Below are 25,172 nucleotides of genomic sequence, written 5' to 3' on the forward strand. Positions count from 1 at the left end.
AAAAGATGAGACATCGGTGTCTCATTCGGTTAGCCTGTGTCTCATGGCCGTCGATCGTGAACAGGTGCTCAGGAAAGCCGCCGCCCTGCTGACCCGCAGGGCGACGACACCGATGGACGACATCGCCCGCGCCGCCGGCATCAGCCGCGCGACCCTGCACCGGCACTTCGCCGGCCGGGACGCGCTGATCCGGGCCCTGGAGGAGCTGGGGATCGCCCAGTTCGCCCAGGCGATGGACGCGGCCGCGCTCGACGACGGCAACGCCTCCGACGCGCTGCGCCGGCTGATCACCGAGGCCGAGCCGGTCGCCGCGGTGCTGGCCTTCCTCTTCACCGAGAACCAGCTCTTCGAGGGCGCCGAGGTCAACGCCGGCTGGGCCCGGCTGGACGCCCGGATCACGGCTCTCTTCCGGCGCGGCCAGGAGGAGGGCGACTTCCGCATCGACCTCAGCTCGGCCTGGCTCACCGAGGCGTTCTACGGCCTCATCGGCGCCGGCTCCTGGGCCGTCCAGGAAGGGCGCGTCGCCCGCAACGACCTCAACCACTCGATCGCCGAGCTGCTGCTCGGCGGCATCCGACGGAGCATGGAGAAATGAGCGAGACCATAGCGTCAGGGCCGGTGGGTTCGGGCCATGTGGACGATCAGCCGCGCCCGGGCCGCTGGCTCGCACTCGCCGTCCTGGTCCTGGCCGTCCTGCTCGTCGGTGTCGATGTCACGGTCCTCGGTCTGGCCACCCCGTTCCTCAGCGAGGACCTGCGCCCCTCGGGGACCCAGCTGCTGTGGATCGGCGACATCTACTCCTTCGTCATCGCCGGGCTGCTGGTCTCCATGGGCAGCCTCGGCGACCGGATCGGCCGCAAGAAACTGCTGCTGCTGGGCTCCACCGCGTTCGGCGCGGTGTCGGTGCTGTGCGCCTACGCCAGCAGCCCGGAGATGATGATCGCCGCCCGCGCCCTGCTGGGCGTGGCCGGTGCGACGCTGATGCCGTCCACCCTCGCGCTGATCCGCAATCTCTTCCACGACCCCAGGGAGCGCAGCCTCGCGGTCGGCATCTGGGGCGCGATGGCCTCGGCCGGCACCGCCGTCGGCCCGGTCCTCGGCGGTTTCCTGCTGGGCCACTTCTGGTGGGGATCGGTCTTCCTGATCAACCTGCCGGTGATGGCGCTGCTGGTCGTCGTGGGCGCCAAGGTCATCCCGGAGTCCCGCAACCCCGATCCCGGCCCCTGGGACATCCCCAGCGTCCTGCTGTCGCTGGTGGGCATCGTCGCCCTCGTCTACGCCATCAAGGAGGTCGCGGTCCACGGCGTCCGCTGGGACATCGCGCTGTCCGCGGTCGTCGGCGTCCTCGCCCTCGTGGTGTTCGTCCGCCGCCAGCACACACTGAGCTCGCCGCTGCTGAACATGAAGCTCTTCCACCACCGGGGCTTCTCCGGGGCGGTCCTGGCCGACCTGCTGACCATCCTGGGCCTGTCGGGACTGGTCTTCTTCCTCTCCCAGTTCCTCCAGATGGTCCAGCTGCGCTCACCGCTGAACGCCGGGCTCACCGAACTCCCCGCCGCGGTCGGCGCGGTGGGAGCGGGCCTCGCCGCCGGTTACGTCGCCAGGCGCCTGTCCGTGCGGATCGTGGTGTCCGGCGGCCTCGCGGTGGTCGGCCTCTCGCTCGCCGGCTGTATGACCCTGCACGCCGACACCGGCACCTTCGCGCTGGGCACGATCCTCTTCGTCGTCGGGATCGGCGCCGGATTCTCCTTCACCGTCACCGCCGACGTGATCCTCTCCAGCGTCCCCAAGGAGGAGGCGGGCGCCGCCTCCGCGGTCTCCGAGACGGCCTACGAACTGGGCGCCGCGCTCGGCATCGCGGTGCTCGGCTCCATCGTCACCAGCATCTACCGCGGCTTCGCGGTGCCACCGGGGCTGTCCGAGGAGGCCACCGAGGGCGCCCGTGAGTCGCTCGGCGGAGCCTTCGAGCAGGCCGGCGCGCTCCCCGGCAGCCAGGGACAGGCGCTGATCAGGGCCGCTCAGGACTCCTTCGTCGACGGACTGGACATCGCGGCCGGCGTGGGCGCGGTGATCCTGCTGTCCGCCGCAGTGGCCGCCTGGTTCCTGCTGCGCGGCCAGGAGCTGGGCACCGGCCGGCCGAAGCCGGCGAGCGAGCCGGAGCCGGGAGCGTCGGCCGAGTCCGAGTCCGAGTCCGAGTCCGAGTCCGGCTCCGCGGCCGGCGGCCCCTCACAGCGCCCGTAGCCGACCGGCCGTAGGCCCGCCCCCGACCGGCGCTCCCTCGGATCGAGGTGACGCGCGCCCTCCCGCGCAGCTGCCTGCCGGGCGAACGAGGGACAGCGCCGGCCCGCCGAGCGCGAGCTGGCGTGTCCTGTGGATCAGGAGCCGGGCAGCGGCAATGATCCACGGGACACGCCCCGGGGGCGACTGTCCCCGGCCGTTCACGTCCGGTACCCGCCCAGGTGGCCCGGCGTCCCGCGCGGCGCGCAAGACTCTCCCGTCGTCCCCCTCAGGCCGGCCCGCTCAGGAGAGTGACGCAGTGCGAGACATCGGACGACGCTTCTTCTTCACCGCGGCGGGGGCCATGGCCACCGCCAGCGCGATCGGCAGCAACGCCTACGCCACCGGACACGCCCGCGACGCGGCCACCGCCGACGAGTACGTCGACGTCCAACTGCTCAACATCACCGACCTGCACGGCTATCTCCAGGCCGCACCCGGCGGCAACGCGGTCATCACCGGGGCGGGCGGCAAGACCTACACCGTGGGCGGGGTGGCCTACATGGCCACCCACCTCGAACGGCTGCGGACCGGCCGGCGCAACTCCCTCTTCTTCGCCCCCGGAGACCTCTTCTCCGGCTGGGAGTTCGACGCCTCCTCCTTCGCCGACGAGCCCACCATCGAGGCGCTCAACGCCATGGGGCTGGACTTCGCCTCGGCCGGTAACCACGAGTTCGACAAGTCCGCCACCTTCCTCACCTCCCACATGGAGGACGGCGAACCCTTCCCGGTGGTCGACCGCGACGATGCCTTCGCCGACTCCACCGGACGACGCTTCCGCGGCGCGGACTTCCCCTACTACAGCGCCAACATGGTGTGGCGCTCGACCGGAAAGAGGGTGCTCCCGCCGTACAACATCGCGTACGTGGACGCCGGGGGCGGCCGCCGGCTGCCGATCGGGTTCATCCATCTGACCGCCATCGGCAGCGAGTCCTTCCCCGGCTCCTACCAGCCGGGGCTGCGCACCCTGGACGAAGTGGAGACCGCCAACCGCTGCGCCGCGGAACTGAAGTCACGCGGCGTCAACGCGATCGTGCTGAGCATGCACGACGGCGCCGTCGCCGGCAGCGACTTCTCCAGCGGCTCCAACCCCTCAGGACCCGCCTACGAGCTGGCGCTGCGCGTCACCCCCGACATCGACGCGATCGTCACCGGCCACTGGCACAAGGCGTTCACGATGATGGTGCCCGACCCCAAGGGCAACCCCCGCCCGTTCGTCGAGGCCGGCTGCTACGGCCAGATCGTCAACGAGATCAACCTGCGCCTCGACCCCGTCACCGGCAAGGTCATCCGGTCCCTGACCACCGCCACCAACCACCCCAACACCCGGGATGTGGCACCGCACGCGGGACTCCGGTCGATCGCCGACTACTGGGCGGGCTACGCCACCCGGCGCGCCCGCGCCCCCATCGGCAAGCAGACCGCCTCCTTCACCCGGCGGCGCAACGCCGCGGGGGAGAGCACCATGGGCGACCTGGTGGCCGACTGGGCGCTGTGGGCGGGCAGGCAGCCCGCCGATGCGATGGCCGACCCCGGAAGCGACCCCGGCGCCCCGGCGGAACTCGCCGTCATCGCCGTCGCGCCGCGTGTCGGACAGGCCGTGATCGCCGCGGACCTCGTCCACGACGGGGCGACAGGCGGCACCGTCACCCTCGGGCAGGCATGGCACGCGGTCGGCTTCGGCGACCCGATCCTGACCGTGACGGTCACCGGTGCGCAGATCCACGACGCGCTGGAGGAGCAGTGGGCGCCCACCGCGGGCGGCGGGCTGGGGTTCGCGCCCCTGGCCGTCTCCGCCAACGTCCGCTACACGTTCGACGCGTCGGGTCCGGTCGGACGGCGGGTCGACGCCGCCGATGTGTACATCAACGGCACCGCGCTCGACCCGGCCCGCAGGTACCGCCTCGCCGCACCCTCGTACACCCTCATCAACCAGGACGGCTTCAGCGCCTTCACCGGGTTCACCGCGGCCGTCAGGCACCAGCGTGACTACGAGAGCTTCGTGGCGTTCGTCCGCGCCGAGCGGCAGCTGGCGCCCGCGCCGCTGAACCGGGTGGCGGTCAAGAACGCGGACGCGCCCGGCGCGCGGGTCGGCTCCGTCGTCGAACGGCTCCAGATGCTCCAGCCCGACGGCAGCGAGGTGCCCCGTCCCGAGGCGGCACTGCGCCGGGCGTCGACCGCCGGCCCCGAGGGGCAGCGCGCCCACCGCGGGATCCGGGTGCCCTGCTGATCCGCGCCACCGCGGGCACCAAGAGGCCGGGCCCCGTCCGACGAACGGACGGGGCCCGGCTGCTGCGCGAAGGGGAGGTCAGGCGGCGGCCCTGGCCTTGGTGGCGTAGATGTCGACGTACTCCTGACCGGACAGCTCCATGACGTCGCTCATCACCTCGTCGGTGACGGCCCGCAGCACGTAGCGGTCGCGGTCCATGCCGTCGTAGCGGGAGAAGTCCAGCGCCTCACCGAAGCGGACCGTCACCGGGGCCACGCGCGGCAGGCCCTTGCCGCCGGGCTGCACCTTGTCCGTGCCGATCATCGCGAACGGCACGACCGGCGCGCCGGTCATCAGCGCCAGCCGGGCGATGCCGGTGCGGCCGCGGTAGAGCCGGCCGTCGGGGGAGCGGGTGCCCTCGGGGTAGATGCCGAAGACCCGGCCCTCCTCCAGGATGCGGCGGCCGGTCATCAGGGCGGCGACGCCACCGTGGCCGCCGTCGCGGTCCACCGGGATCATGCCGGAGCTGGTGAAGAACCAGGCCATCAGCCGGCCCTTGAGGCCCGTGCCGGTGACGTACTCGTCCTTGCCGATGAAGAACACCGGGCGCTTGACGATCAGGCCGAGGAAGAGCGAGTCGATGAACGTGACGTGGTTACCTGCGAGGATCACCGGCCCACTGCCCGGAATGCGCTCCATGCCCTCCACCTTCGGGCGGTACAGGACACGCATGACGAATCCGAGAATCGCCTTCAGCACAATGCGGGACAACGGGCCCTCCGGGTCGTGGATGGTCAGATCGAGCAAGCGCAGAGTTTCTGCAGCCCAGGACGATACTCGCGGGTTGACCCGCCTCGCACGTCGGGTTCACAGGCTCGATACGCAGAGTTGACGTGTGTTACCTCCATCTTCTCCCGGAAGTCGTCCCGCGTCTCCCCGACGCGGCCCGTCCGTGCCTACGATCACCCCGTCCCGTTGACAGGTGCGGGACACATGCGCATCACCTGGAAATCACCGGACTTACTCCCGGACACCTCACAGCAAGGAGCACGGGCATGCAGAAGCGGCAGCAGCCGGGACGGCGCACGGTGCTGGGAGCGGCGGCCCTCGGCGCGGGCGCGGCGGTACTGGGCGGAGCCGGCAGCGCGAGCGCCGGCGAGCGGAGCGGTGGGGGCCACGAGCTGCCGGTGCCGCTCGTCGTCGGACACCGCGGCGCCAGCGGCTACCGGCCCGAGCACACCTTCGGCTCCTACCAACTCGCCCTGGACATGGGCGCGGACGTCATCGAGCAGGACCTCGTGCCCACCAAGGACGGGCACCTGGTCTGCCGCCACGAGAACGACATCACCGCCACCACCGATGTCTCGGCGCACCCCGAGTTCGCGGACCGCAGGACGACCAAGACCGTCGACGGCGTGAAGCTCACCGGCTGGTTCACCGAGGACTTCACCCTCGCCGAGATCAAGACGCTGCGCGCCAAGGAGCGCATTCCGGGCACCCGGCAGCACAACACCCTCTACGACGGCCGGTGGGAGGTCCCCTCCTTCGAGGAGGTGCTGCAGTGGGCCGAACGCGAGGGCCGCAAGCGGGGCCGCCGCGTCTGGCTGCACATCGAGACCAAGCACCCCACCTACTTCCGCAAGCTGGGCCTCGGCCTGGAGGAGCGGCTGGCGAAGGCGCTGCGCGCGCACGGCAGGCACAAGAAGAACTCCCCGAACTTCCTGCAGTCCTTCGAACCCGGCAGCATCCAGCGGCTGGACCGGCTGGTCGACTGCCCCAAGGTCGTCCTGCTCTCCACCCTCACCAGCCGGCCCTGGGACTTCGTCGAGGCCGGTGACCCGCGTACGGTCGCCGATCTGGTCACGCCCGAGGGGCTGAAGTGGATCGCCCGGTTCGGCCAGGGCATCGGCCCGGACCTCACCGTGATCATCCCGCGCGACAAGGACGGCAAGCTGGGCGAGCCCACCTCCGTCGTCGCCGACGCCCATGCCGCCGGGCTGGTGCTGCACCCCTACACCGTCCGCAACGAGAACACCTTCCTGCCGGCCGACTACCGCCGCGGCACCGACCCGAACGCCTACGGCGACGCCCTCGGTGTCTTCAAGGCATACCTCGCCACCGGCATCGACGGCCTCTTCTCCGACAACCCCGACACCGCCCTGCTGGCGGCCGCGGAGTTCCGCAGGGGCTGACCGCCTGGGCCGCGTCGAGGCTCCACCGCTCCCGGACCGGCGCCCGCTCCTGCCGTCTTCTCATCTGAGTTGGGAATGTCACAGGAGAGCAGGGGGCCGGTCCGTTCCCCTTGTCCCGAATGCCTGCGCAGAATGCTCGCGGCGAGATTGCCGCCGCACGAATCCGGGGACTGACGGAGGAGCGGTGGCAGTCCTGCCACGGCGGCGGCGTGACACCCACGGCGCCGTCGGTCAGGGCACACAGCTCCGGGCGCGGCAACCCTCCACCCTCAGCGCGCCCGGACCAGCGAACCGAAAAGGGGAGGCATACGCGCATGGGCACGAGCGTGACCATCTCTGCGGCGACCGACCAGGACGCCGAGCAGATCCTCAAACTGCAGTACCTCTGCTACCAGCAGGAAGCCGCGCTGTACGACGACTACGGCATCGAGCCGCTCACCCAGAGCCTGGACGCCCTGCGCGCCGAACTCGGCGAGGGATGCGTCGTGGTGGCCCGGCTCGGCGAGGAGGTGGTCGGGTCGGTGCGCGGCACGGTCGACGCGGACGGCACCGCCGCCATAGCCAAGCTCATCGTGCACCCCCGGCTGCAGCGCCACGGACTCGGCGGCCGGCTGCTGGCCGCGGTGGAGGAGCGGCTGACGGCCGAGCGGTCGGCCAAGCGCTTCCGCCTCTTCACCGGCCACCGCAGCGAGGGCAATCTGCGCCTCTACCGCAGCCGCGGCTACGCTCCGGTCGGCACGGAGCAGGTGTCCCGCCGGCTGAGCCTGATCACGCTGGAGAAGGAGCTGGTGGCGAAGGATCCCGCCGAGGTGTTCGTGGCCGGGGCGTAGCGACGAGGTGAAGGGCCCGCCGGTGCCGCCGCCGGGCCCGTCCGCCTTTCCCGCCACCCGGCGGGGCACCGGAGCCCCGCCGGGGCGCAGCGGCTACGCCGACCGGGCCCGGCGCAGCCAGATCAGGCCGGTGACGGGCAGGAAGATCGGGATGAAGAGATAGCCCATGCCGTAGTCCGACCAGACGGTGGCATCGGGGAAGGCGGACCGGTCGAGCAGCGTCCAGGTGCCGATGCCCAGCACCCCGAGCAGCTCCAGCGCGCAGCAGGCGAACGCCGCCCTGCGGGCCCCTTCGCCGCCGCGCACCAACGAGAACGTGATGAAGCCGTAGACGACCGCGGAGACCGCGGACAGGCTGTAGGCGAGCGGCGCCCGGTCGAACTGGGCGATCAGCTGGTAGAGCGAGCGGGACGCGGCGGCGACGGTGAAGACCCCGTAGAGCGTGACCAGCAGCCGTCCCGGGCCGGTGCCGAGCGAGCGCCTCGGCGGGGCCGTGCCCGCGCCGTCCGACGCGGTGGTCGTGGTGTTCTCAGGCACTGCCGCCTCCCCAGATGTCGAACAGCCGCACTTCCAGCACGGCCAGCACCACGGCTCCCGCGGCGACGGTGGCCGAACCCCAGCGGGTGCGCTCCGCGAGGGACATGAACCCGGTCGCCGGTACGCACGCGGCGGCGCCGAGCAGATAGGAAACGAAGATCGCGGTGCCCTGCTCCGGCGACTGTCCGCGCGCCAACTGCACGACGGCGATGACCAGTTGGACGAGGCCGAGCAGGGACACGGCGGCCATGCCGATGAAGTGCCAGTCCTTCGTCGGCTGGTCGCGGTACGCGGCGAAGCCGCACCAGGCGGCCAGGGCGAGAGCGGTCACACCGACCACCATCGTCAGTGCGTCGATCACCGGGACCTCCGTGCGGCGTGGCTGCGCGCCGGGGAGTAGAGGGGCATGGGGCGACTTTAATCGGCGTCCGGAGGGCGGCTGCGCCCGGCCCCGTGGCCGCCCGTACGCTGGTGAAACATGAAGATCTCCGCGCAAGCACTCCTTTTCGACAACGACGGCACCCTCATCTCCTCCCTGGATTCCGTGTACCGCTGCTGGACCCGGTGGGCGAAGGAGTACGGCATCACCGAGGAGGACTTCGCGGCGGTCGAGCTGCACGGCCGTCCGGCGGCGGAGATCGCGGCCGATCTGCTGCCGGCCGAGCGGGTGCCCGAGGCGCTGGCCCGGATCGAGCAGCTGGAGATCGAGGACGCCGCGGGCGGCGTGGTCCTGCTGCCCGGGACCCGCGCCCTGCTGGAGAGCGTGCCCGCGGACCGGTGGGCGGTCGTCACCTCCGCCACGGGCCGGCTGGCCGAGGCCCGGCTGGCCGAGGTCGGGGTGCGCGCCAAGCACCTGGTCTCCGCCGACGACATCACCCGCGGCAAGCCGGACCCGGAGCCCTTCCTGCTCGGCGCCCGGCGGCTCGGTGTGGACCCGGCCGACTGCGTGGTCTTCGAGGACGCTCCGGCCGGGCTCCAGGCGGGCCGGGCGGCCGGGATGACCACCGTGGCGTTGACCACAACGCACCGGGCGGAGGAACTGGTCGCGGACGTCGTCGTCCCCGACCTGTCCGCGGTATCGGTGCAGGCCACGAACGGCGGGCTGGAGATCACCACCGCGGACTGAGCGCGGAAGGGCCACTGTCCACGGACCGGTCACCCATGTCCGCTATCCGGACTGGGTTGATCGGCCCGTACTCGTGTCTGGTTTACTTGCCGCCATGACCACGACGAGCAGCCGCACCCCTGCGACCGAGGCGATCACGACGCCCGGTGCTCGTTGCCTGTGTCGAATGTGTGACCGCTGAGGGCCCCCGCCTGAGCCTCGCGCCCCGAAGCGAGACCCCGCTTGTGCCGTGTCTTCGTCCACGACGGAACCGGCCGCCCCGCGTCACGGAACCCGGAGCCGGGCCCTGCCCGCTGCCTTCGGCGTCTCTCCTCTGCCGCACTCGCAAGAATGCCCCGTGCCCGGTGGGCGAGCCACCGCGCACTCGACAGTGACGGAATTCCCTGTGATCACCACAACGGGCCTGACCAAGGTCTACCGCTCAGGAGACCGCGAAGTCACCGCCCTGGACGGCGTCGATCTGCACGTCCGTGAGGGCGAGGTGTACGGCGTCATCGGACAGAGCGGCGCCGGAAAATCCACCCTGATCCGCTGCCTCAACCTCCTGGAGCGCCCCACCTCCGGCACGGTCACCGTCGCCGGCCAGGACCTCACGGCACTCGCCGGCGACCAGAAGCGCGCCAACGCCGCGCTGCGTGCCGCGCGCAGCCACATCGGCATGGTGTTCCAGCACTTCAACCTGCTGTCCTCGCGCACCGTCCAGGCCAACGTCGAACTGCCCCTGGAGATCCTCAAGGTGGACCGCCGCGAGCGGTCCCGCAAGGCTCTGGAGCTGCTGGACCTGGTCGGCCTCGCCGACAAGGCCAAGGCGTACCCCGCCCAGCTCTCCGGCGGCCAGAAGCAGCGGGTGGGCATCGCCCGCGCGCTGGCCGGCGACCCCAAGGTGCTGCTCTCCGACGAGGCCACCAGCGCCCTGGACCCCGAGACCACCCGCTCGATCCTCCAGCTGCTGCGCGACCTCAACCGCAAGCTGGGACTGACCGTCGTCCTCATCACGCACGAGATGGACGTCGTCAAGACGATCTGCGACTCGGCCGCCCTGATGCGGAACGGACGTGTCGTCGAGCAGGGCACCGTCGCGGACCTCCTGGCGACCCCCGGCTCCGAACTCGCCCGGGAGCTGTTCCCGGTGGGCGGCGAGCCGTCCGCCGAGGACCGTACGGTCGTCGACGTCACCTTCCACGGCGCGGCCGCCACCCGCCCGGTGATCTCCGAGCTGTCGCGCACGTACAACGTCGACGTCTCGATCCTCGGTGCCGCCATGGACACCGTCGGCGGCAAGCAGGTGGGCCGGATGCGCATCGAGCTGCCCGGTCCCTTCGAGGAGAACGTCGTGCCCATCGGGTTCCTGCGCGAGCAGGGTCTCCAGGTCGATGTGGTGGACGCGGCCGAGGCCGCCGACGCGACCGAGGGCGCCGACTCCGACGAGGCCGCAGGCGCGACCGCCGACAACGACCGTGCGATCCCGGCTCCCGCCGCCGCGCTGCTGAAGGAAGGTGCCAAGTGAGCTGGACCGACATGCAGCCGCTGCTGTACGACAACACCCTCGACACCCTCTTCATGGTGTGGTGGTCGACGGTCTGGGCCGTCCTCGTCGGCATCCCGGTCGGTGTGCTGCTGCACCTGACCGACCGCGGGGCCGTCCTGCAGAACGTCGTGGTGAACAGGGTCCTCGGCGCGATCGTGAACATCGGACGGTCCTTCCCGTTCCTGATCCTGATCGTCGTGCTGATCCCCTTCACCCGGATGGTCGTCGGCGTCTCCATCGGCCCCACGGGCGCGGTGGTGCCTCTGGCCATCGCGGCCATCCCGTTCTTCGCCCGGCTGGTGGAAGCGTCGCTGCGCGAGGTCGACCACGGCCTCGTCGAGGCGGCGCAGGCCATGGGCGGCGGCACCTGGACCATCGTGTTCAAGGTGCTGCTCCCGCAGGCCCTGCCGGCGCTGGTGGCGGCCGTCACCACCACCGTCATCACGCTGATCGGCTACTCCGCGATCGCCGGCGCGGTCGGCGGTGGCGGCCTGGGCAACCTGGCCTACACCTACGGCTACCAGCAGTACGAGACCTCGCTGATGATCACCACCGTGGTGGAGCTGATCGTCCTCGTCACCCTCGTGCAGCTGCTCGGCGACCTCGCCGTCCGACGGCTCGCCGGCCGGGGCACCCGCGGCCCCGCACGCGTCGGCCTGCGCCGCGCTCGGCGCGTCACCGAGGAGCCGGCCGTCGCCGCGGGGGAAGCCGCCTGATCCGCCTGCCCCCCCGCAACCCGTACCCACCGCATCACCCAAGAGCCCGGACCCTTTGCCGGGTGTACACCACGCGCGACCCCGCTCGCGCGAACAAGAAAGAGGCACTCTTCGTGCGCAACACCGTAAAGATCTCCGTGGCCGTGGCCGCCGCCTCCGCCGTCGCCCTGGGCGCGAGCGCCTGCAGCGCTCCCTCCGACACGACCGCCGGCGACAAGGGCGACAAGAACGCGCCCCTCGTCGTCGCGGCCAGCCCCACGCCGCACGGCGCCATCCTGGACTTCGTCAAGAACAAGCTGGCGGACAAGGCCGGCCTGAAGCTGGTCGTGAAGCCGTTCAACGACTACAAGATCCCCAACAAGGTCACCGACGACGGCCAGGTCGACGCCAACTTCTTCCAGCACAAGCCGTTCCTCGACACCTTCAACAAGGAGAACGGCACGCACATCGTGCCCGTCCAGAACGTGCTCATCGAGCCGCTCGGCGTCTACTCCAAGAAGATCGACAAGCTCTCCGAGCTCAAGGCCGGCAGCACCGTCTCGGTCCCCAACGACCCCTCCAACGAGGGCCGTGCACTCAAGCTGCTCGCCGACAACGGCGTGATCACCCTCAAGCCCGGCGTCGGCTCGGACGCCAAGCTGACGGACGTCAAGGACGACAAGGGCATCAAGATCACCGAGCTGGAGGCCGCCCAGACCGCGCCGCGTATCGACGATGTCGACGCCGCGATCATCAACGGCAACTTCGCCATCGGGGCCAAGCTCAAGCCCTCCACCGACGCGCTGGCCGTGGAGAAGGTGGAGAACAACCCCTACGCCAACTTCCTGGCCGTCAAGAAGGGCAACGAGGACGACCCGCGGGTCAAGAAGCTCGCCAAGCTTCTGAACTCCCCCGAGGTCAAGAAGTTCCTCCAGGACAAGTACAAGGACGGCTCGGTCATCCCGGCCTTCGGCCCGGCCAAGAGCTGACCCCGCCGCGCGGTCGGCCCGTCCAAGGGCGGCCTTCCGCGTCGCCGCACCGTGGGCCCCGGACGTGCACTGCGCGTCCGGGGCCCACGGTGCGTGGCACATCCGCAGGCAGATGCTGCATGCTGGTGCACTCAAGACGGTCAGGGCGGCCCGTGACTTCACGGCATGAACGGCCCGTGACGTTCCCGGAGCACCATGGTCAACGGCGTTGGAGCAGCGGCATGACATCCACCTTTCCGGACATCTCCATCAGCACGGACCGGTTGGTGCTGCGCCCCTTCGAGGAGGCCGACGTGCCCGCCCTCGCGGAGATGATGACCGACGAACTCGTCACCGCCTGGACGACCGTGCCGCACCCGTACACCGTCGACGACGCCCGAGCCTGGGTGACCCGCAAGGCCGCCGCGGTCCGCACCCAAGGCCGCGGCATCGCCCTGGCCGTCACTGAATTCCTCACCCAGCGGCTGGTCGGCACCATCCACGTCGACCGCACCGACTGGCGGGTGCGCAGCACCGAGATCGGCTACGTCACCGCCCCCTGGGCGCGCGGTGAGGGCTACGCCTGCGAATCGGTCCTCGCGGTCGCGCAGTGGCTCTTCCGGGACCTGGAGTTCGAGCGCGTCGAGCTGCGTACGGCCGCCGACAACACCGCGTCCCAGCAGGTCGCTCAGAAGATCGGCTGCATCAGCGAGGGCGTGCTGCGCAACGCCTGGATAGCCCGCAGCCGCACCGAGGACGGCGGCTGGACGGACATCCGTACGGATCTGATCGTGTGGAGCCTGCTGCCCGAGGACCTCGACGGCCTCCCCGCCCGGCTGGCCGACGCCAACGGTTTCACCTACCCCGGGTGGAATTGACCCCACTGCCTCGCTCAGGTCCGGAACTCGCGAGGTAGTCTCGGCCTGCCGCCCTTCGCCACCGGCGAGGACCGGCGCCCCACACACCACGGACCTCGTATCCCCGTGCGCACCCACCAGCAGCCCCCAGGAGACTGACGAGCATGGCCGACCGGGTCACGGTGATCGGATGGGACGGCTCTCCGCTGACCGACGCCGCCCGCTCCGCCCTCGGCGCCGCGACGCTGGTTGCCGGAGCCGCCCACCACCTCGCACTGCCCGAAGTCCCGCCGAACGCCGAGCGGATCCGGCTCGGCAGCGTGACGCTGGCCGCCCGCCGGGTCGCCCAGCACCGCGGCACCGCCGTCGTCCTCGCCGACGGCGACCCCGGCTTCTTCGGCGTCGTGCGCACCCTCAGGGCCCCCGAACACGGCCTGGAAGTCGAAGTCGTCCCCGCCGTCTCCTCCGTCGCCGCCGCCTTCGCCCGCGCCGGAATGCCCTGGGACGACGCCCAGATCGTGGTGGCCAACAGCCGTGAGCTGCGCCGTGCGGTGAACGTCTGCCGCGCGCACAGCAAGGTCGCGGTGCTCACCTCGCCCGGGGCCGGGCCCGCCGAACTCGCGCTTCTGCTGGGCGGTGTGCACCGCACCTTCGTCATCTGCGAGGAACTGGGCACCGACCGCGAGCAGGTGACAGTCCTCACATCCGACAAGGCGGCCGACCACGTCTGGCGCGACCCCAATGTCGTCATCGTGGTCGGGGGCTCGCCCGCCGGCGCCGCCGCTCAGGGGACCGGCTGGATCGCCGCCCACGAGGTGGGGCACCCGACCGGCCCGCGCGGCTGGGGACTTCCGGCCGCCGCGTACGGCGGCGCCCTCGGCGAGGGCGAGTCGGTCCAGCTGAGATCCGCTCAACTCGCGCGCCTCGGGCCGCGGGTGGGCGACCTGGTCTGGGACATCGGCGCCGGCAGTGGAGCCGCCGCCGTGGAGGCCGCGCGCTTCGGTGCCGCCGTCATCGCGGTGGACGCCGACCCGGAAGCATGCGGCCGCACCGCCGCCGTCGCCCGCCGCTACGGCGTCCAACTCCAGGTCGTGCACGGCCGCGCGCCGCAGACCCTCGAAGACCTGCCGGAGCCCGACGTGGTGCGGGTCGGCGGCGGGGGAGCGGCGGTCGTCACCGCCTGCGCGGCGCGCCGCCCGGAGCGGATCGTGACCCACGCCGCGACCCGCGACGAGGCCGAGGCGATCGGCAAGGCGCTGGCCGACGGCGGCTACGAAGTCGAGTGCGGGCTGCTGCAGTCCGTGGACCTGGACACATCCGTCTGGGTCGAACGCGAGCGCTCCGTCGTCTTTCTGCTCAGCGGCTATCGCGTTCCCCACCCTTGACCTGTACGGCAACCCGCGGAGGGTAGGCTGGCGGATCGTTGCGCCGCCGTTCCGCGTTCGGCTTCGTACGCCAATATCCGGAAAAAGCCGTGGTTTTGGCCGAATATGAAGCTCTAGAGGGCGGACGTGCCGCGAGACGTGCTCGCTCGTTCTAGCTATGGGCGTCGGCGCGTCCCCGGTCGAGCGCGTCGCACGAGCGGTTGGAAGGAGCACTACCAATGGGCGAGGGGTACGCATGACCGACACCGGCCAGGTCCCGGGCGAGGGACAGCCGGAGAACGCAGGCGGACATCCCGGGCAGCCGCAGCCGGCGGCCGCTTCCTCCCCTGCCGACGCCGGACCGATGGAGCAACCGGGCATGGTCACGCCGCCGGACACCTACCCCTACCCCGACCCGGCCGACGGCGTCCCCGAGGACGACGATCTGCTGCTGATGCCGGGCGCCCAGGGCGCCTGGAGCGAGCAGCAGGCACAGCAGCCGATGCCGCAGCCGCAGCCGGACGCACCGGAGCAGAGCGCACCGTTCGAGGCCGACCCGTCGGCCGCCGGCTTCGCGCCGATGCCCGCCCCGGCCGGCGACCACGAGAGCGGCGGCCGGGACTCCGGTTCCGTCGACCTCGGTGCCGTGCGCATCCCGCAGCCGGCCGCGCCGCAGCAGAGCCGCGCCCAGGCGCCCGCCCAGGCCACGCCCCCGCGCCGGCCGCTCCACATGGGCCCGCCCGTCCCGGACGCGACCGGCGGCGTGGTCCGCTCGCTCGCCGACCGCGGCCCCGCGGGCGCGCCCGCCCGGCACGCCGCACCGCCGGTCGCCGGCCCGGAGTACCTCGACGCCCCCGTGCAGGCCGGTGGGCCCGCGGCGGGCGAGCAGCCCGCCCGCGCGCAGACGCAGGGCCCCGCCGGTGACGCGCAGCCGTCCGCCGAGCAGTCCTTCCACGACGTGGCGTACGCCGAGCGGGCCTTCGCGGCAGCGTCCTACGCCGGGCAGTCCTATGCCGAGCAGGCGTACGGCGCCGCGGGACAGGGGCCGCTGCCCGGCCCGCAGCTCGGTGAGATCCCGTCGCAGGTGCCGGCCTGGAACGACGCCGCGGCCCAGGCCGTGGCGGCACCGGTCGGGGAGACCGCGACCCCCGAAGCCCCGGCCGCGCAGACCGCCGAGGCGCCCGCCGCCCCGGCTCCGCAGGACGCCCCGCTGCCCGCCGAGCAGGCCCCGCCGCTGCCCGCCGAGGGCGCGGCGGAGGAGGCCGCGGAGGACACCACCGCCGCTCCGGACAACGAGGCCGTGGCCGCCGACGAGGCGCCGGTGGAGGCCCCCGCTCAGCCGCAGGACGCGGTGGCGGAACCGCTTCCGGACGCCGCGGCCGCGGAAGCGGACGGCCCGGCCGCACCGGAAACGCCCGAGGCACCGGAGGCCCCCGAGGCGCAGGAGCCGGCGGAGCCCGCGGCCCCCGAAACGCCGGAAGCCTCGCAGGCACCCGAAGCCGCCCCGGCACCTGAAGCCCCGCAGGCCGCGGACGCACCGGAGGCCGTGAGCCCGCCGGCCCCCGAGGCTGCCGACGCGCCGCAGCCCGACGCTCCGGCCGAGGCGCCGCAGCAGCCCGTCGAGGAGAGCCCCGCTTCCGAGGCTCCCGAGGACGAGGCGCCGCTTGCGACAGCCGAGACCCCGGCCGCCGACGCGGACGTGGACGGTGCCGCCGAGGCGCAGCCCGCGGCCGAGCAGCCCGCTGAAGCGCCTCAGCCCGTGGCCGAGGAACAGCCGACCGAGACCGTCGAAGCCGAGGTCCCCGCCGCGGAGGCCCCCGCGGCGCCCGCCCCGGAAGCGGCGTCGATGCCCCCCGCGGCCCCTCAGGGCCCCGTCGCGATGCCCGCCCCCGAGGAGGGCGCCGACGATGCCGTCATAGAGCAGCCCGAGGCGGAGCGTCCGGACGCCGGTGCACAGCCCGGTGCCCCCGAGGACGCCGCAGGGCAGCAGAACCCGGCCGACGAGGCCCCCGCGGACCCCGAGGAGCAGGCCGCGCCGCAGCCCCCGACGGGTGACGAGCAGGCCCTGCCCGACGAGGCGGCGGCACCCGCCGGCGAGTCCGCGGACGCGGCACCCTCCGAGGTGGCCCCCGTCGATGTGGAAGCGGCCGCCGAAGTCCGGCCCGTGGCCGTGCACATCCCCGCCCAGGCGACCGGTGAACACCTCGTCGCCGAACCCGTTCGGGAACCGGCCGTCTCCTCGACGGAGGCCCCGGCAGGCGAGCAGCCCGCCGACGCCCCGACCGACGACGCTTCGGCGGACGCGCCTCCCCAGGACCAGGACGGCGCCGAACTCGTCCAGCTCGGCGAGGGCTACGAGGACGCCCAGGACCAGGGCCCCGCCGGAGGCGCCGAGCAGGACGACCTCGCGGCCGCGGCTTCCCAGCCGTCCGTCGACGCCGACCCCGCCGCTCCTTCCGACGAGCCCGATGCCCCCGGCACCCCCGTTCAGGTTCTGCTTCCCACCCAGCCCCAGCACCAGGACGGCCCGCTCGTGGACCACGGCACGGACCCCAGCGGTCTCCCGATCCCGGCTCCGGCCACCGGATATGACGAATCCGAGCGCGCCGCGGTGCACCGCGTGATGCGCGAGCGCCGCGACATCCGCAACGGCTTCCGCGGCGACCCCATCCCCAACGACGTCCTGCTGCGCGTCCTGGAAGCGGCGCACACCGCGCCGAGCGTCGGCCACTCCCAGCCCTGGGACTTCGTCGTCATCCGCTCGGACGAGACCCGCGAGAAGATGCACCAGCTCGCCACGGCGCAGCGGGAGGCGTACGCCAAGTCGCTGCCCAAGGCGCGCGCCAAGCAGTTCCGCGAGCTGAAGATCGAGGCGATCCTCGAAACGCCGGTGAACATCGTCGTCACCGCCGACTCCACCCGCGGCGGCCGGCACACCCTCGGACGCCACACCCAGCCGCAGATGGCCCCGTACTCCTCCGCGCTCGCCGTGGAGAACCTCTGGCTCGCGGCCCGCGCCGAGGGCCTGGGCGTCGGCTGGGTGAGCTTCTTCGACGAGCGGGAGATGGTCCGCGAACTGGGCCTGCCCGAGCACCTCGAAGTCGTCGCCTACCTCTGCATCGGCTTCGTCGACGAGTTCCCGGACGAGCCGGAGCTGATGCAGGCCGGCTGGGCCAAGCGCCGCCCGCTGTCCTGGGTCGTCCACGAGGAGACCTACGGACGCCGGGCGCTGCCCGGCGAGGCCCCGCACGATCTGCTCCAGGAAACCCTGCAGGGCATCCGCCCGCTGGACGCCAAGGCGCTCGGCGAGGCGTGGGAGCGGCAGAAGCGGATGACCAAGCCCGCCGGGGCGCTGGGCATGCTGGAGATCATCTCGGCGCAGCTGAGCGGGCTGTCCCGCAAGTGCCCGCCGCCGATCCCCGAGCCGGCCGCCGTCGCGATCTTCGCCGGTGACCACGGGGTGCACGCCCAGGGCGTGACGCCGTGGCCGCAGGAGGTCACCGGCCAGATGGTCGCCAACTTCCTCGGCGGCGGCGCCGTCTGCAACGCCTTCGCCAATCAGGTCGGCGCCGAGGTGTGCGTGGTGGACGTCGGCGTGGCGGGTGACCTCCCCGCGACCCCGGGGCTGCTGCCGCGCAAGGTCCGCCCCGGCACCGACGACTTCACCGTCGGCCCGGCGATGTCCCACGAGGACGTGCTGAAGGCGATCGAGGTCGGTATCGACACCGCCCGCGACCTCGTCGCGGCCGGTAACAAGGCGCTGCTGACGGGCGAGATGGGCATCGCCAACACCACCACCTCGGCCGCGCTGATCGCGGTCTACACCGGCGTCGACCCGGTCGAGGTCACCGGCCGGGGCACCGGCATCAACGACGAGACCCACGCCCGCAAGGTCGATGTGGTCCGCCGCGCCCTGGAACTCCACCAGCCGGACCCGGCCGACCCCATCGGCGTCCTCGCCGCGGTCGGCGGCCTGGAGCACGCCGCCCTCGTCGGCCTGATCCTCGGCGGCGCCTCGCTGCGCACCCCGGTCATCCTGGACGGCGTCAGCGCCGGCGCCGCGGCGCTGGTGGCCCGCGCCGTCGCCCCCGAGGCGCTGGCCGCCTGCATCGCCGGTCACCGCAGCGCGGAGCCCGGCCATGTCGCGGCCCTGACCAAGCTCGGCCTGCGCCCGCTGGTCGACCTCGATCTGCGCCTCGGCGAGGGCACCGGCGCGCTGCTGGCCCTCCCCGTCGTGCAGAGTGCCGCCCGCGCCATGCACGAGGTCGCCACCTTCGACTCCGCCGGAGTGACGGAGAAGAGCTGACCTGCGGCCCGCCCGCGCATGACCCCCGGCCCGCAGCCCCATAGGCTGTGGGCCGGGGCCGTCACTCCTCACGTACCGCCCCGGGGCCGTACGACCCCTCCAGCCGCTCCAGAGCCGCAGTGGCTGAGCCAGTCGCCGTACTCGCATCACCCGCACAAGGAGCCGTACCACCATGGCTGAGCACGTCGCCGAACACGCTGCCTACCCCGTCGGACTGCGGCTGTCCGGCCGTCGCGTGGTCGTCCTCGGCGCCGGCCAGGTCGCGCAGCGCCGGCTCCCCTCGCTCGTCGCCGCGGGCGCCGATGTCCTGCTGATCTCGCCCTCGGCCACGCCCTCCGTCGAGGCGATGGCCGACACCGGGGAGATCCGCTGGGAGCGTCGCCGGTACGAGGCCGGTGACCTCGACGGGGCCTGGTACGCGCTGATCTCCACCGACGATCCCGCCGCCAACACGGCGGCCTCCCAGGAGGCCGAGGACCGCCGGGTGTGGTGCGTTCGCGCCGACGACGCGGAGGCCGCCACCGCCTGGACCCCGGCCACCGGCCACAGCGAGGGCGTCACGGTCGCGGTGCTCACCGGCCGCGACCCGCGCCGCTCCGCCGGTGTCCGCGACGCCATCGTCGAGGGGCTGCGCGACGGCACCCTGGCCGCCCCGCACCACCGCAGCCGCGCCAAGGGCGTGGCCCTGGTGGGCGGCGGCCCCGGCGACCCCGATCTGATCACCGTGCGCGGCCGCCGTCTGCTTGCCGAGGCGGACGTCGTCATCGCCGACCGGCTCGGCCCCCGCGACCTGCTGGCCGAACTCCCGCCGCATGTCGAGGTCATCGACGCCGCGAAGATCCCCTACGGCCGTTTCATGGCCCAGGAAGCGATCAACAACGCCCTGATCGAGCACGCCAAGGCGGGCAAGGCCGTGGTCCGCCTCAAGGGCGGCGACCCGTTCGTCTTCGGCCGCGGCATGGAAGAGGCCCAGGCACTGGCCGAGGCCGGTATCTCCTGCACGGTCGTCCCCGGCATCTCCAGCACCATCTCCGTCCCCGGCGCCGCGGGCATCCCGGTCACCCACCGCGGGGTGGCCCACGAGTTCACCGTCGTCAGCGGCCATGTCGCCCCCGACGACGAGCGCTCACTGGTCGACTGGCCGGCGCTCGCCAAGCTGCGCGGCACCCTCGTCGTCCTGATGGGCGTGGAGAACAGCGGCGCCATCGCCGCCAAGCTCATCGAGCACGGACGCCCCGCCGACACCCCGGCCGCCGTCGTGCAGGAGGGCACCACCGCCGCGCAGCGCCGGGTCGACGCCACCCTCGCGACCCTCGGCGAGACCGTGCGGGCCGAAGGCGTCCGTCCCCCGGCGGTCATCGTGGTGGGGGACGTCGTCGCCGTCACCGCACCGTCCCCCGAGTAGCCGCCCGTTCCCGCAAGCAGCCGATGCCGTACGCGGCATGGGAACCTCGACACCGACAAGGCACTATCTTCCCGTGGCAGAAATCATCACCGTCGATGACCCGGACGACCCGCGGCTGAGCGACTACACCGGCCTCACCGACGTCGAGCTGCGGCGTCGGCGCGAGCCCGCCGAGGGGCTCTTCATCGCCGAGGGCGAGAAGGTCATCCGCCGCGCGAAGCACGCCGGCTACCGGATGCGGTCCATGCTGCTCTCGGCCAAGTGGGTCGATGTCATGCGCGATGTCATCGACGAGGTCCCGGCACCGGTCTACGCCGTCAGCCCCGATCTCGCCGAGCGGGTGACGGGCTACCACGTTCACCGCGGCGCCCTGGCGTCGATGCAGCGCAAGACCCTGCCAGAGGCCACGGAACTCCTCGGCACGGCCCGCCGGATCGTGGTGATGGAGGCGGTCAACGACCACACCAACATCGGGGCGATCTTCCGCAGCGCAGCGGCCCTCGGCATGGACGCGGTGCTGCTCTCCCCGGACTGCGCGGACCCGCTCTACCGCCGCTCGGTGAAGGTCTCCATGGGCGCGGTGTTCTCCGTGCCGTACGCCCGCCTGGAGAGCTGGCCCCGGGACCTGGCGGTGGTACGCGAGGCGGGCTTCAAACTCCTGGCGCTGACCCCGGCGGAGCAGGCGACCGCGATCGACGAGGCCGCCCCGCACACGCTGGAGCGGGCCGCCCTGATGCTCGGTGCGGAGGGCGGCGGCCTGACCACCGGAGCCCTGCGGGCCGCCGACGAATGGGTCCGCATCCCGATGGCGCACGGCGTGGACTCGCTCAACGTCGGAGCGGCCGCCGCGGTCGCCTTCTACGCCGTCGCGACGGGCCGCCCGGAGTCCTGACCGGCAGGCGAGGAGCCCCGGCCGGCCACAGGACCGCGAATGCGGCCCCCTGCGGTCAACTTGCCGGCCGCCCGGCCACGAACCGGCCGGTGTCCTCGCCGCCCGGTGCGTGACCGGTCTCGGCACGGGTGACCGGCCCCGGCCGCTCCCCGCCCAGCCCGCGCGCCGGGCCCTGGCAGCCCTGCGCCGCCGCGATACCGAGCGCCACCAGCAGCGTCACCGTCACGAAGACGATGATGCGCTGGCGCAGCAGCTTGCGGTCCGGACCGGGCCGGCGCCCTCCCGACGTCGTACGCACCGCGGAGCGGGCCCCGCTGCGACCGGGCCGTGCCGCAGGGACGCGCCCCGAGCGCCGTCCGGCGGGCCGTGGCCGGGATCCGGCACCGGACGCCGGTCCCGCGGGCCGGGGAGTGCCCTCCCGCGGCGCCGGGGGCCGGCTCGCCTGCGGCCGCGGTGTGGACGTACCCGTCGCCCGCCGCTCGGTGCGCTGACGCGCGTACTCCTCGGCACGCTGCCCCGTAGGCCGGTCGGCCGTCCGGCGCTCCCCATGGCTCCAGCCGCCCGCCCCGCCGGCCGGCTCGCCCTCCAGGGGGCCGCTCGACAGGCCGTGCGCCTCGCGTGCGGCGATCTCCTTCAGCCGCAGCGACAGGGACAGGGTGCTCGGGCGGTCCGCCGGGTCCTTGGCGAGACAGGAGGCGAGCAGCGGTGCCAGTGCGTCCGGCACCCCCGCCAGTTGCGCCTCCTCGTGCACCACGCGGTAGAGCATGACCTCGGAACTGCCCTGGCCGAAGGGCGAGTCGGCGGTGCAGGTGTAGGCGAGCGTGGCCCCCAGCGCGAAGATGTCCGTCGCGGGCGTCACCGCGGCACCGCGTACCTGTTCCGGTGCGAGGAAGCCCGGCGAGCCGACGGCCGTGCCGACGTGCGTCAGGGTGCTGGCGCCGGTGGCCCACGCGATGCCGAAGTCGATGATCCGCGGCCCCTTGGGCGACAGCAGGATGTTGGACGGCTTGAGGTCGCGGTGCACCACGCCCGCGTCGTGGACGGCGAGCAGGCCCTCGGACAGCGCGGCGCCGATCGAGGCGACCTGCGCGGGGGACAGCGGCCCCTCCTCGTTGACCTTGTCGTGGAGGGACGGGCCGGGGACGTACTGGGTGGCGAACCAGGGCCGGTCCGCGTCGAGATCCGCCGCCACCAGCCGGGCCGTGCAGCCGCCGCGGATACGCCGGGCCGCCGAGACCTCGCGCGCGAACCGCGAGCGGAACTCCTGATCCTCCGCGAGGTCCGGGCGGATCACCTTCAGCGCCACCCGCTGCCCGCGCTTGTCCGATCCGAGATAGACCACGCCCATCCCGCCCGCGCCGAGCCGGCGGTGGAGCCGGAACGTCCCGACGACACGCGGGTCCTCGCGTCGGAGCCGCATCATCGCCATGTCCGTCCCCTACCTGCGGTGGGGAGGCCCCACTCCGCTGCCAACCGTCTGACGTGGCACAGCTTACGGATTGACGGCTCGCTGTGCTGATAGGCCGCGCATGCGTCGGGCACCGGATTGCCGCCGGCGAACGGGATTCCCGTACCGCAGGCCGCAAACGACCGCCGTACGCCCCCGATTCCGCAGCGAACGGTCAAAGCTCCGTTCGGGAAAGGAGATTGACGTACCGAAAGGTAGGTTTCGCGGACGCCCGGGGCGACGCCGATCCGCCCCCGTGCCCCTGGCTGCGGTCGACGAGCACGCGCGGCAGCGGCGCAGGAACGGCGGCCCGGGGGAGAGTGCGAGTGAGGGACGTCACCCAAGGGAGACCTGTCCGGCCGGGACGGGGGCCGCGAGAGTGGCGTACCCGCCCCGATTCCCGCTCTCCGCCGCGCCGTTCGGCCCCCGGGCGGCCGGCGCCGCGGGCCGCGCGGACCGCTCCCCTCGGGGACGCCCTCAGGGTCACCGCCCCGGCTCTCCACCCAGGGGAGTACGCAGAACCCCCTCCCGTCATCCTCCTGGAGGCCCGCCAATCGATACGACGGCATGACGACCCGAGCCCCGCGGCTGCCTACTGTGGTGTTCAAGCGGCGGGCGACAGCACTCGTCCCCCGAGGTCAGACGCCCGCCGCCCCAGACACGACAGGAGCAGGACGATGGCGGACACCACAGGGCGGACGGCCCTTCGAGCGCACGGGCGGCGAGTCGCCTCGGCGCTCGGCGGCCGACAGCCCTCCGGCACGCGCCATCCTCTCGTCGCGGTCGCCATGGTGATGCCGCTGGCGATCCTCCTGTCCGTGGTCTTCGGCGGCTGGGAAGCCGTCCTGACACAGGCGTCGTCCGTGGCCGGAATGCTGGGGCGCTGACAAGCGCCCCGGTCCCGGGAGAGCGGCCCGGGACGGGGACTTCCGGCAGCAACACCCCGTGGGGACGGGGGTAGGGCGGACGGCACGACGGCCGGGCATCTGGGGAGATGCCCGGCCATCGAGCATTTCGCGGGGCCACCTGCCGGACCCTTCCACCGGGACCGCGCGTACGATCCCAGGCCGGGCCGCCCACGGTCCGCACCGCTCGCAGCCCTCGGGGGACGGATGACCAGCACATTGCTCGACCGCTTGGCCGCCCTGTCGGCCGCCGCGGCGACGCACCCCGAGGCGTCGCAGGCGAGCGGACCGGCGCCGGCCACGGCCACGTCCGTGCTCGCCGACCGCCCGGACGGCACGGTCGTCCGCACCGGCCACACGGTCGCCAAGGCCCACGCCCCCGACAGCGACACCGCCGCACTCGCCACCCGCCTCCGTATCGCCGCCCACCCCTCGCTGCACGGCATCCTGCTGCCACCGCTCCCGGTCACCGCCCCCGACGGCTTCCTCACCCTCACCGAGGAGGGCCGGGCACTGACCCGCTGGCCGTACGGCAGCCCGGTCCCGCCCGACGACCCCGACGGCGCGCCCTGGGAGGAAGCCGCCGTCCTGCTGGCACGCCTGCACGCCGTCGACCCGGCCCAACTGCCCGGCCCGGTGCCCCCGATGCGCGGCCCGGCCAAGGCCGCACGCGCCATGGCCCGCCTGCGCGCCGCGCTCGCCCCGACCGGCGGCGCGATCCCCGCGCCCCGGGCGCCCCGGCCCGTGCCGGGCCCTCTCGCCGAGGCGGCCGGGTCCATCGAAGCCGCATGGGCCCTGCTGCCGCCCTGGGCGCGCGGCGTCGCTCCGGGGCCGCAGCCGGCCCTCCTGTGCCACGGCGACCTCCACCTCGGCCAGCTCGTACGCCACCCGGCCACCGGCGGCCGGTGGCTCCTCATAGACATCGACGACCTGGGTCTGGGCGACCCCGCCTGGGACCTGGCCCGCCCGGCCGCCTGGTTCGCCACCGGCCTGCTCGCCCCGGACGTCTGGTCGCGCTTCCTCTCCGCCTATCGCACGGCCGGCGGCCGCGCCGTGCGTCCGGACGGCGACCCCTGGCCCGACCTGGAAATACCCGCCCGCGCGCTGACCGTGCAGACCGCCGCCCTCGCCGTGGCCAAGGCGGCGGGGGAGTCCCGCCCCCTCGACGAGATCGAGACGGCGGTCGTGGACGCCTGCGCCCGCATGACCTCGCTGCCGCGGCAGTTGGCGCCCGCCGCGCGCAACGTAGGGTGAACACCTCGTCGCCGGGAGGACGTTCCGGCGACGCCGCAGTGAGCAGCAATGAATGACAGGAGTTGAGCCGACGATGCAGTGCCCCAAGTGCCATGCACCGATGCACACGTACAACCGCAATGGCGTTCAGATCGAGCAGTGCGCAGGCTGTCGGGGGATCTTCCTGGACTACGGGGAGCTGGAGTCGCTGACCCGCCTGGAGTCGCAGTGGTCCCAGCAGGCGCCGCCCCCGCCGCCCGCCCCGCAGGCATACCCGGCGGCTCCCGCCTGGGGCGCCCCGCACCAGGGCCACCACGGACACCACGGCCACCATGGCCACCGCAGCTTCGGACGGATGCTGTTCTCGTCCTGATCAACGACCGAGGGCCGGAGCGAATGCT

General features: G+C 73.0%; 21 protein-coding genes. 17 read left to right on the forward strand and 4 right to left on the reverse strand.

Features of this window, described 5'->3' with window-relative positions:
* Positions 1-43 precede the first annotated feature (43 nt).
* The 3 genes from QOM21_RS29660 (at position 44) to QOM21_RS29670 (ending at position 4,507) form a co-directional block, all read left to right on the forward strand.
* Entirely contained in the window at positions 44-595 is a 552-nt protein-coding gene (locus QOM21_RS29660) for a TetR/AcrR family transcriptional regulator (RefSeq protein WP_407554092.1), read from the forward strand.
* Positions 592-2,241, forward strand: coding sequence for an MFS transporter (locus QOM21_RS29665; RefSeq protein ID WP_407554093.1), 1,650 nt, complete (start codon positions 592-594; stop codon positions 2,239-2,241). Before QOM21_RS29660 ends, QOM21_RS29665 begins: the two co-directional genes overlap by 4 nt.
* A 295-nt stretch (positions 2,242-2,536) precedes the next feature.
* Entirely contained in the window at positions 2,537-4,507 is a 1,971-nt protein-coding gene (locus QOM21_RS29670) for a bifunctional metallophosphatase/5'-nucleotidase (protein ID WP_407554094.1), read from the forward strand.
* Between the two features lie 78 nt (positions 4,508-4,585).
* Here QOM21_RS29670 and QOM21_RS29675 read toward each other — a convergent pair whose 3' ends face one another.
* Complete coding sequence (locus tag QOM21_RS29675; protein WP_393894518.1) at positions 4,586-5,257, reverse strand: lysophospholipid acyltransferase family protein; 672 nt, start codon at positions 5,255-5,257, stop codon at positions 4,586-4,588.
* Between the two features lie 284 nt (positions 5,258-5,541).
* On the opposite strand from QOM21_RS29675, the gene QOM21_RS29680 reads away from it, so the two are divergent.
* Positions 5,542-6,678: a glycerophosphodiester phosphodiesterase gene (locus QOM21_RS29680; protein WP_407554095.1), complete on the forward strand. Its 1,137-nt coding sequence runs from the start codon at positions 5,542-5,544 to the stop codon at positions 6,676-6,678.
* A 314-nt stretch (positions 6,679-6,992) separates the two neighbouring features.
* Positions 6,993-7,508, forward strand: a complete 516-nt coding sequence (locus QOM21_RS29685) for a GNAT family N-acetyltransferase (protein ID WP_407554096.1) — start codon at positions 6,993-6,995, stop codon at positions 7,506-7,508.
* Between the two features lie 93 nt (positions 7,509-7,601).
* On the opposite strand, the gene QOM21_RS29690 is transcribed toward QOM21_RS29685, so the two are convergent.
* Together QOM21_RS29690 and QOM21_RS29695 are read right to left on the reverse strand one after the other, a co-directional pair.
* Positions 7,602-8,045 carry a hypothetical protein gene (locus QOM21_RS29690; protein WP_407554097.1) on the reverse strand — a complete coding sequence of 148 codons (444 nt, stop codon included), beginning with the start codon at positions 8,043-8,045 and terminating at the stop codon, positions 7,602-7,604.
* A complete protein-coding gene (locus tag QOM21_RS29695; RefSeq protein WP_407554098.1) occupies positions 8,038-8,406 on the reverse strand; it encodes a hypothetical protein in 369 nt (122 codons plus the stop codon). Before QOM21_RS29695 ends, QOM21_RS29690 begins: the two co-directional genes overlap by 8 nt.
* Positions 8,407-8,523: 117 nt before the next feature.
* On the opposite strand from QOM21_RS29695, the gene QOM21_RS29700 reads away from it, so the two are divergent.
* The 9 genes from QOM21_RS29700 to QOM21_RS29740 all read left to right on the forward strand — a co-directional run bounded on the left by QOM21_RS29700 (position 8,524) and on the right by QOM21_RS29740 (position 21,186).
* On the forward strand, positions 8,524-9,171 hold the full coding sequence (locus tag QOM21_RS29700; RefSeq protein ID WP_407554099.1) for an HAD family hydrolase: 648 nt from the start codon (positions 8,524-8,526) through the stop codon (positions 9,169-9,171).
* Positions 9,172-9,556: 385 nt separating this feature from the next.
* Positions 9,557-10,678 carry a methionine ABC transporter ATP-binding protein gene (locus QOM21_RS29705; protein ID WP_407554100.1) on the forward strand — a complete coding sequence of 374 codons (1,122 nt, stop codon included), beginning with the start codon at positions 9,557-9,559 and terminating at the stop codon, positions 10,676-10,678.
* Positions 10,675-11,415 carry a methionine ABC transporter permease gene (locus tag QOM21_RS29710; RefSeq protein ID WP_407554101.1) on the forward strand — a complete coding sequence of 247 codons (741 nt, stop codon included), beginning with the start codon at positions 10,675-10,677 and terminating at the stop codon, positions 11,413-11,415. The genes QOM21_RS29705 and QOM21_RS29710 overlap by 4 nt, the downstream gene beginning before the upstream one ends.
* 113 nt (positions 11,416-11,528) lie before the next feature.
* On the forward strand, positions 11,529-12,383 hold the full coding sequence (locus tag QOM21_RS29715; RefSeq protein WP_407554102.1) for a MetQ/NlpA family ABC transporter substrate-binding protein: 855 nt from the start codon (positions 11,529-11,531) through the stop codon (positions 12,381-12,383).
* Positions 12,384-12,604: 221 nt separating this feature from the next.
* Complete coding sequence (locus QOM21_RS29720; RefSeq protein WP_393894266.1) at positions 12,605-13,240, forward strand: GNAT family N-acetyltransferase; 636 nt, start codon at positions 12,605-12,607, stop codon at positions 13,238-13,240.
* 143 nt (positions 13,241-13,383) lie between these two features.
* Entirely contained in the window at positions 13,384-14,604 is a 1,221-nt protein-coding gene (gene cbiE / locus QOM21_RS29725; RefSeq protein ID WP_407554103.1) for a precorrin-6y C5,15-methyltransferase (decarboxylating) subunit CbiE, read from the forward strand.
* A 235-nt stretch (positions 14,605-14,839) separates the two neighbouring features.
* The gene (gene cobT, locus QOM21_RS29730; protein ID WP_407554104.1) at positions 14,840-18,889 is read left to right on the forward strand and encodes a nicotinate-nucleotide--dimethylbenzimidazole phosphoribosyltransferase; all 4,050 of its coding nucleotides are present in this window, start codon (positions 14,840-14,842) and stop codon (positions 18,887-18,889) included.
* Positions 18,890-19,061: 172 nt separating this feature from the next.
* Entirely contained in the window at positions 19,062-20,294 is a 1,233-nt protein-coding gene (cobA, locus tag QOM21_RS29735; RefSeq protein WP_407554105.1) for a uroporphyrinogen-III C-methyltransferase, read from the forward strand.
* Between the two features lie 73 nt (positions 20,295-20,367).
* Positions 20,368-21,186 carry a TrmH family RNA methyltransferase gene (locus QOM21_RS29740; protein WP_407554106.1) on the forward strand — a complete coding sequence of 273 codons (819 nt, stop codon included), beginning with the start codon at positions 20,368-20,370 and terminating at the stop codon, positions 21,184-21,186.
* Positions 21,187-21,241: 55 nt separating this feature from the next.
* Here the strand turns inward: QOM21_RS29740 and QOM21_RS29745 are convergent, their stop codons facing one another.
* A complete protein-coding gene (locus tag QOM21_RS29745) occupies positions 21,242-22,615 on the reverse strand; it encodes a serine/threonine-protein kinase (RefSeq protein ID WP_407554107.1) in 1,374 nt (457 codons plus the stop codon).
* A 695-nt stretch (positions 22,616-23,310) separates the two neighbouring features.
* On the opposite strand from QOM21_RS29745, the gene QOM21_RS29750 reads away from it, so the two are divergent.
* The 3 genes from QOM21_RS29750 (at position 23,311) to QOM21_RS29760 (ending at position 25,144) form a co-directional block, all read left to right on the forward strand.
* Positions 23,311-23,520, forward strand: a complete 210-nt coding sequence (locus QOM21_RS29750; protein WP_407554108.1) for a hypothetical protein — start codon at positions 23,311-23,313, stop codon at positions 23,518-23,520.
* Positions 23,521-23,745: 225 nt separating this feature from the next.
* Complete coding sequence (locus QOM21_RS29755; RefSeq protein ID WP_407554109.1) at positions 23,746-24,792, forward strand: phosphotransferase; 1,047 nt, start codon at positions 23,746-23,748, stop codon at positions 24,790-24,792.
* Between the two features lie 73 nt (positions 24,793-24,865).
* Entirely contained in the window at positions 24,866-25,144 is a 279-nt protein-coding gene (locus QOM21_RS29760; RefSeq protein WP_393894517.1) for a zf-TFIIB domain-containing protein, read from the forward strand.
* The last annotated feature ends 28 nt before the right edge of the window (positions 25,145-25,172 follow it).

Source organism: Streptomyces sp. Pv4-95, assembly GCF_045782725.1.
Taxonomy (GTDB): Bacteria; Actinomycetota; Actinomycetes; order Streptomycetales; family Streptomycetaceae; genus Streptomyces.

What these genes read in the sequence shown, in the direction of transcription:
- QOM21_RS29660 (WP_407554092.1), top strand. Translation starts at nt 44, where the DNA reads ATGGCCGTCGATCGTGAACAGGTGCTCAGGAAAGCCGCCGCCCTGCTG.
- QOM21_RS29665 (WP_407554093.1), top strand. Translation starts at nt 592, where the DNA reads ATGAGCGAGACCATAGCGTCAGGGCCGGTGGGTTCGGGCCATGTGGAC.
- QOM21_RS29680 (WP_407554095.1), top strand. Translation starts at nt 5,542, where the DNA reads ATGCAGAAGCGGCAGCAGCCGGGACGGCGCACGGTGCTGGGAGCGGCG.
- QOM21_RS29685 (WP_407554096.1), top strand. Translation starts at nt 6,993, where the DNA reads ATGGGCACGAGCGTGACCATCTCTGCGGCGACCGACCAGGACGCCGAG.
- QOM21_RS29700 (WP_407554099.1), top strand. Translation starts at nt 8,524, where the DNA reads ATGAAGATCTCCGCGCAAGCACTCCTTTTCGACAACGACGGCACCCTC.
- QOM21_RS29720 (WP_393894266.1), top strand. Translation starts at nt 12,605, where the DNA reads ATGACATCCACCTTTCCGGACATCTCCATCAGCACGGACCGGTTGGTG.
- cbiE (WP_407554103.1), top strand. Translation starts at nt 13,384, where the DNA reads ATGGCCGACCGGGTCACGGTGATCGGATGGGACGGCTCTCCGCTGACC.
- cobT (WP_407554104.1), top strand. Translation starts at nt 14,840, where the DNA reads ATGACCGACACCGGCCAGGTCCCGGGCGAGGGACAGCCGGAGAACGCA.
- cobA (WP_407554105.1), top strand. Translation starts at nt 19,062, where the DNA reads ATGGCTGAGCACGTCGCCGAACACGCTGCCTACCCCGTCGGACTGCGG.
- QOM21_RS29745 (WP_407554107.1), bottom strand. Translation starts at nt 22,615, where the DNA reads ATGGCGATGATGCGGCTCCGACGCGAGGACCCGCGTGTCGTCGGGACG.
- QOM21_RS29750 (WP_407554108.1), top strand. Translation starts at nt 23,311, where the DNA reads ATGGCGGACACCACAGGGCGGACGGCCCTTCGAGCGCACGGGCGGCGA.
- QOM21_RS29755 (WP_407554109.1), top strand. Translation starts at nt 23,746, where the DNA reads ATGACCAGCACATTGCTCGACCGCTTGGCCGCCCTGTCGGCCGCCGCG.
- QOM21_RS29760 (WP_393894517.1), top strand. Translation starts at nt 24,866, where the DNA reads ATGCAGTGCCCCAAGTGCCATGCACCGATGCACACGTACAACCGCAAT.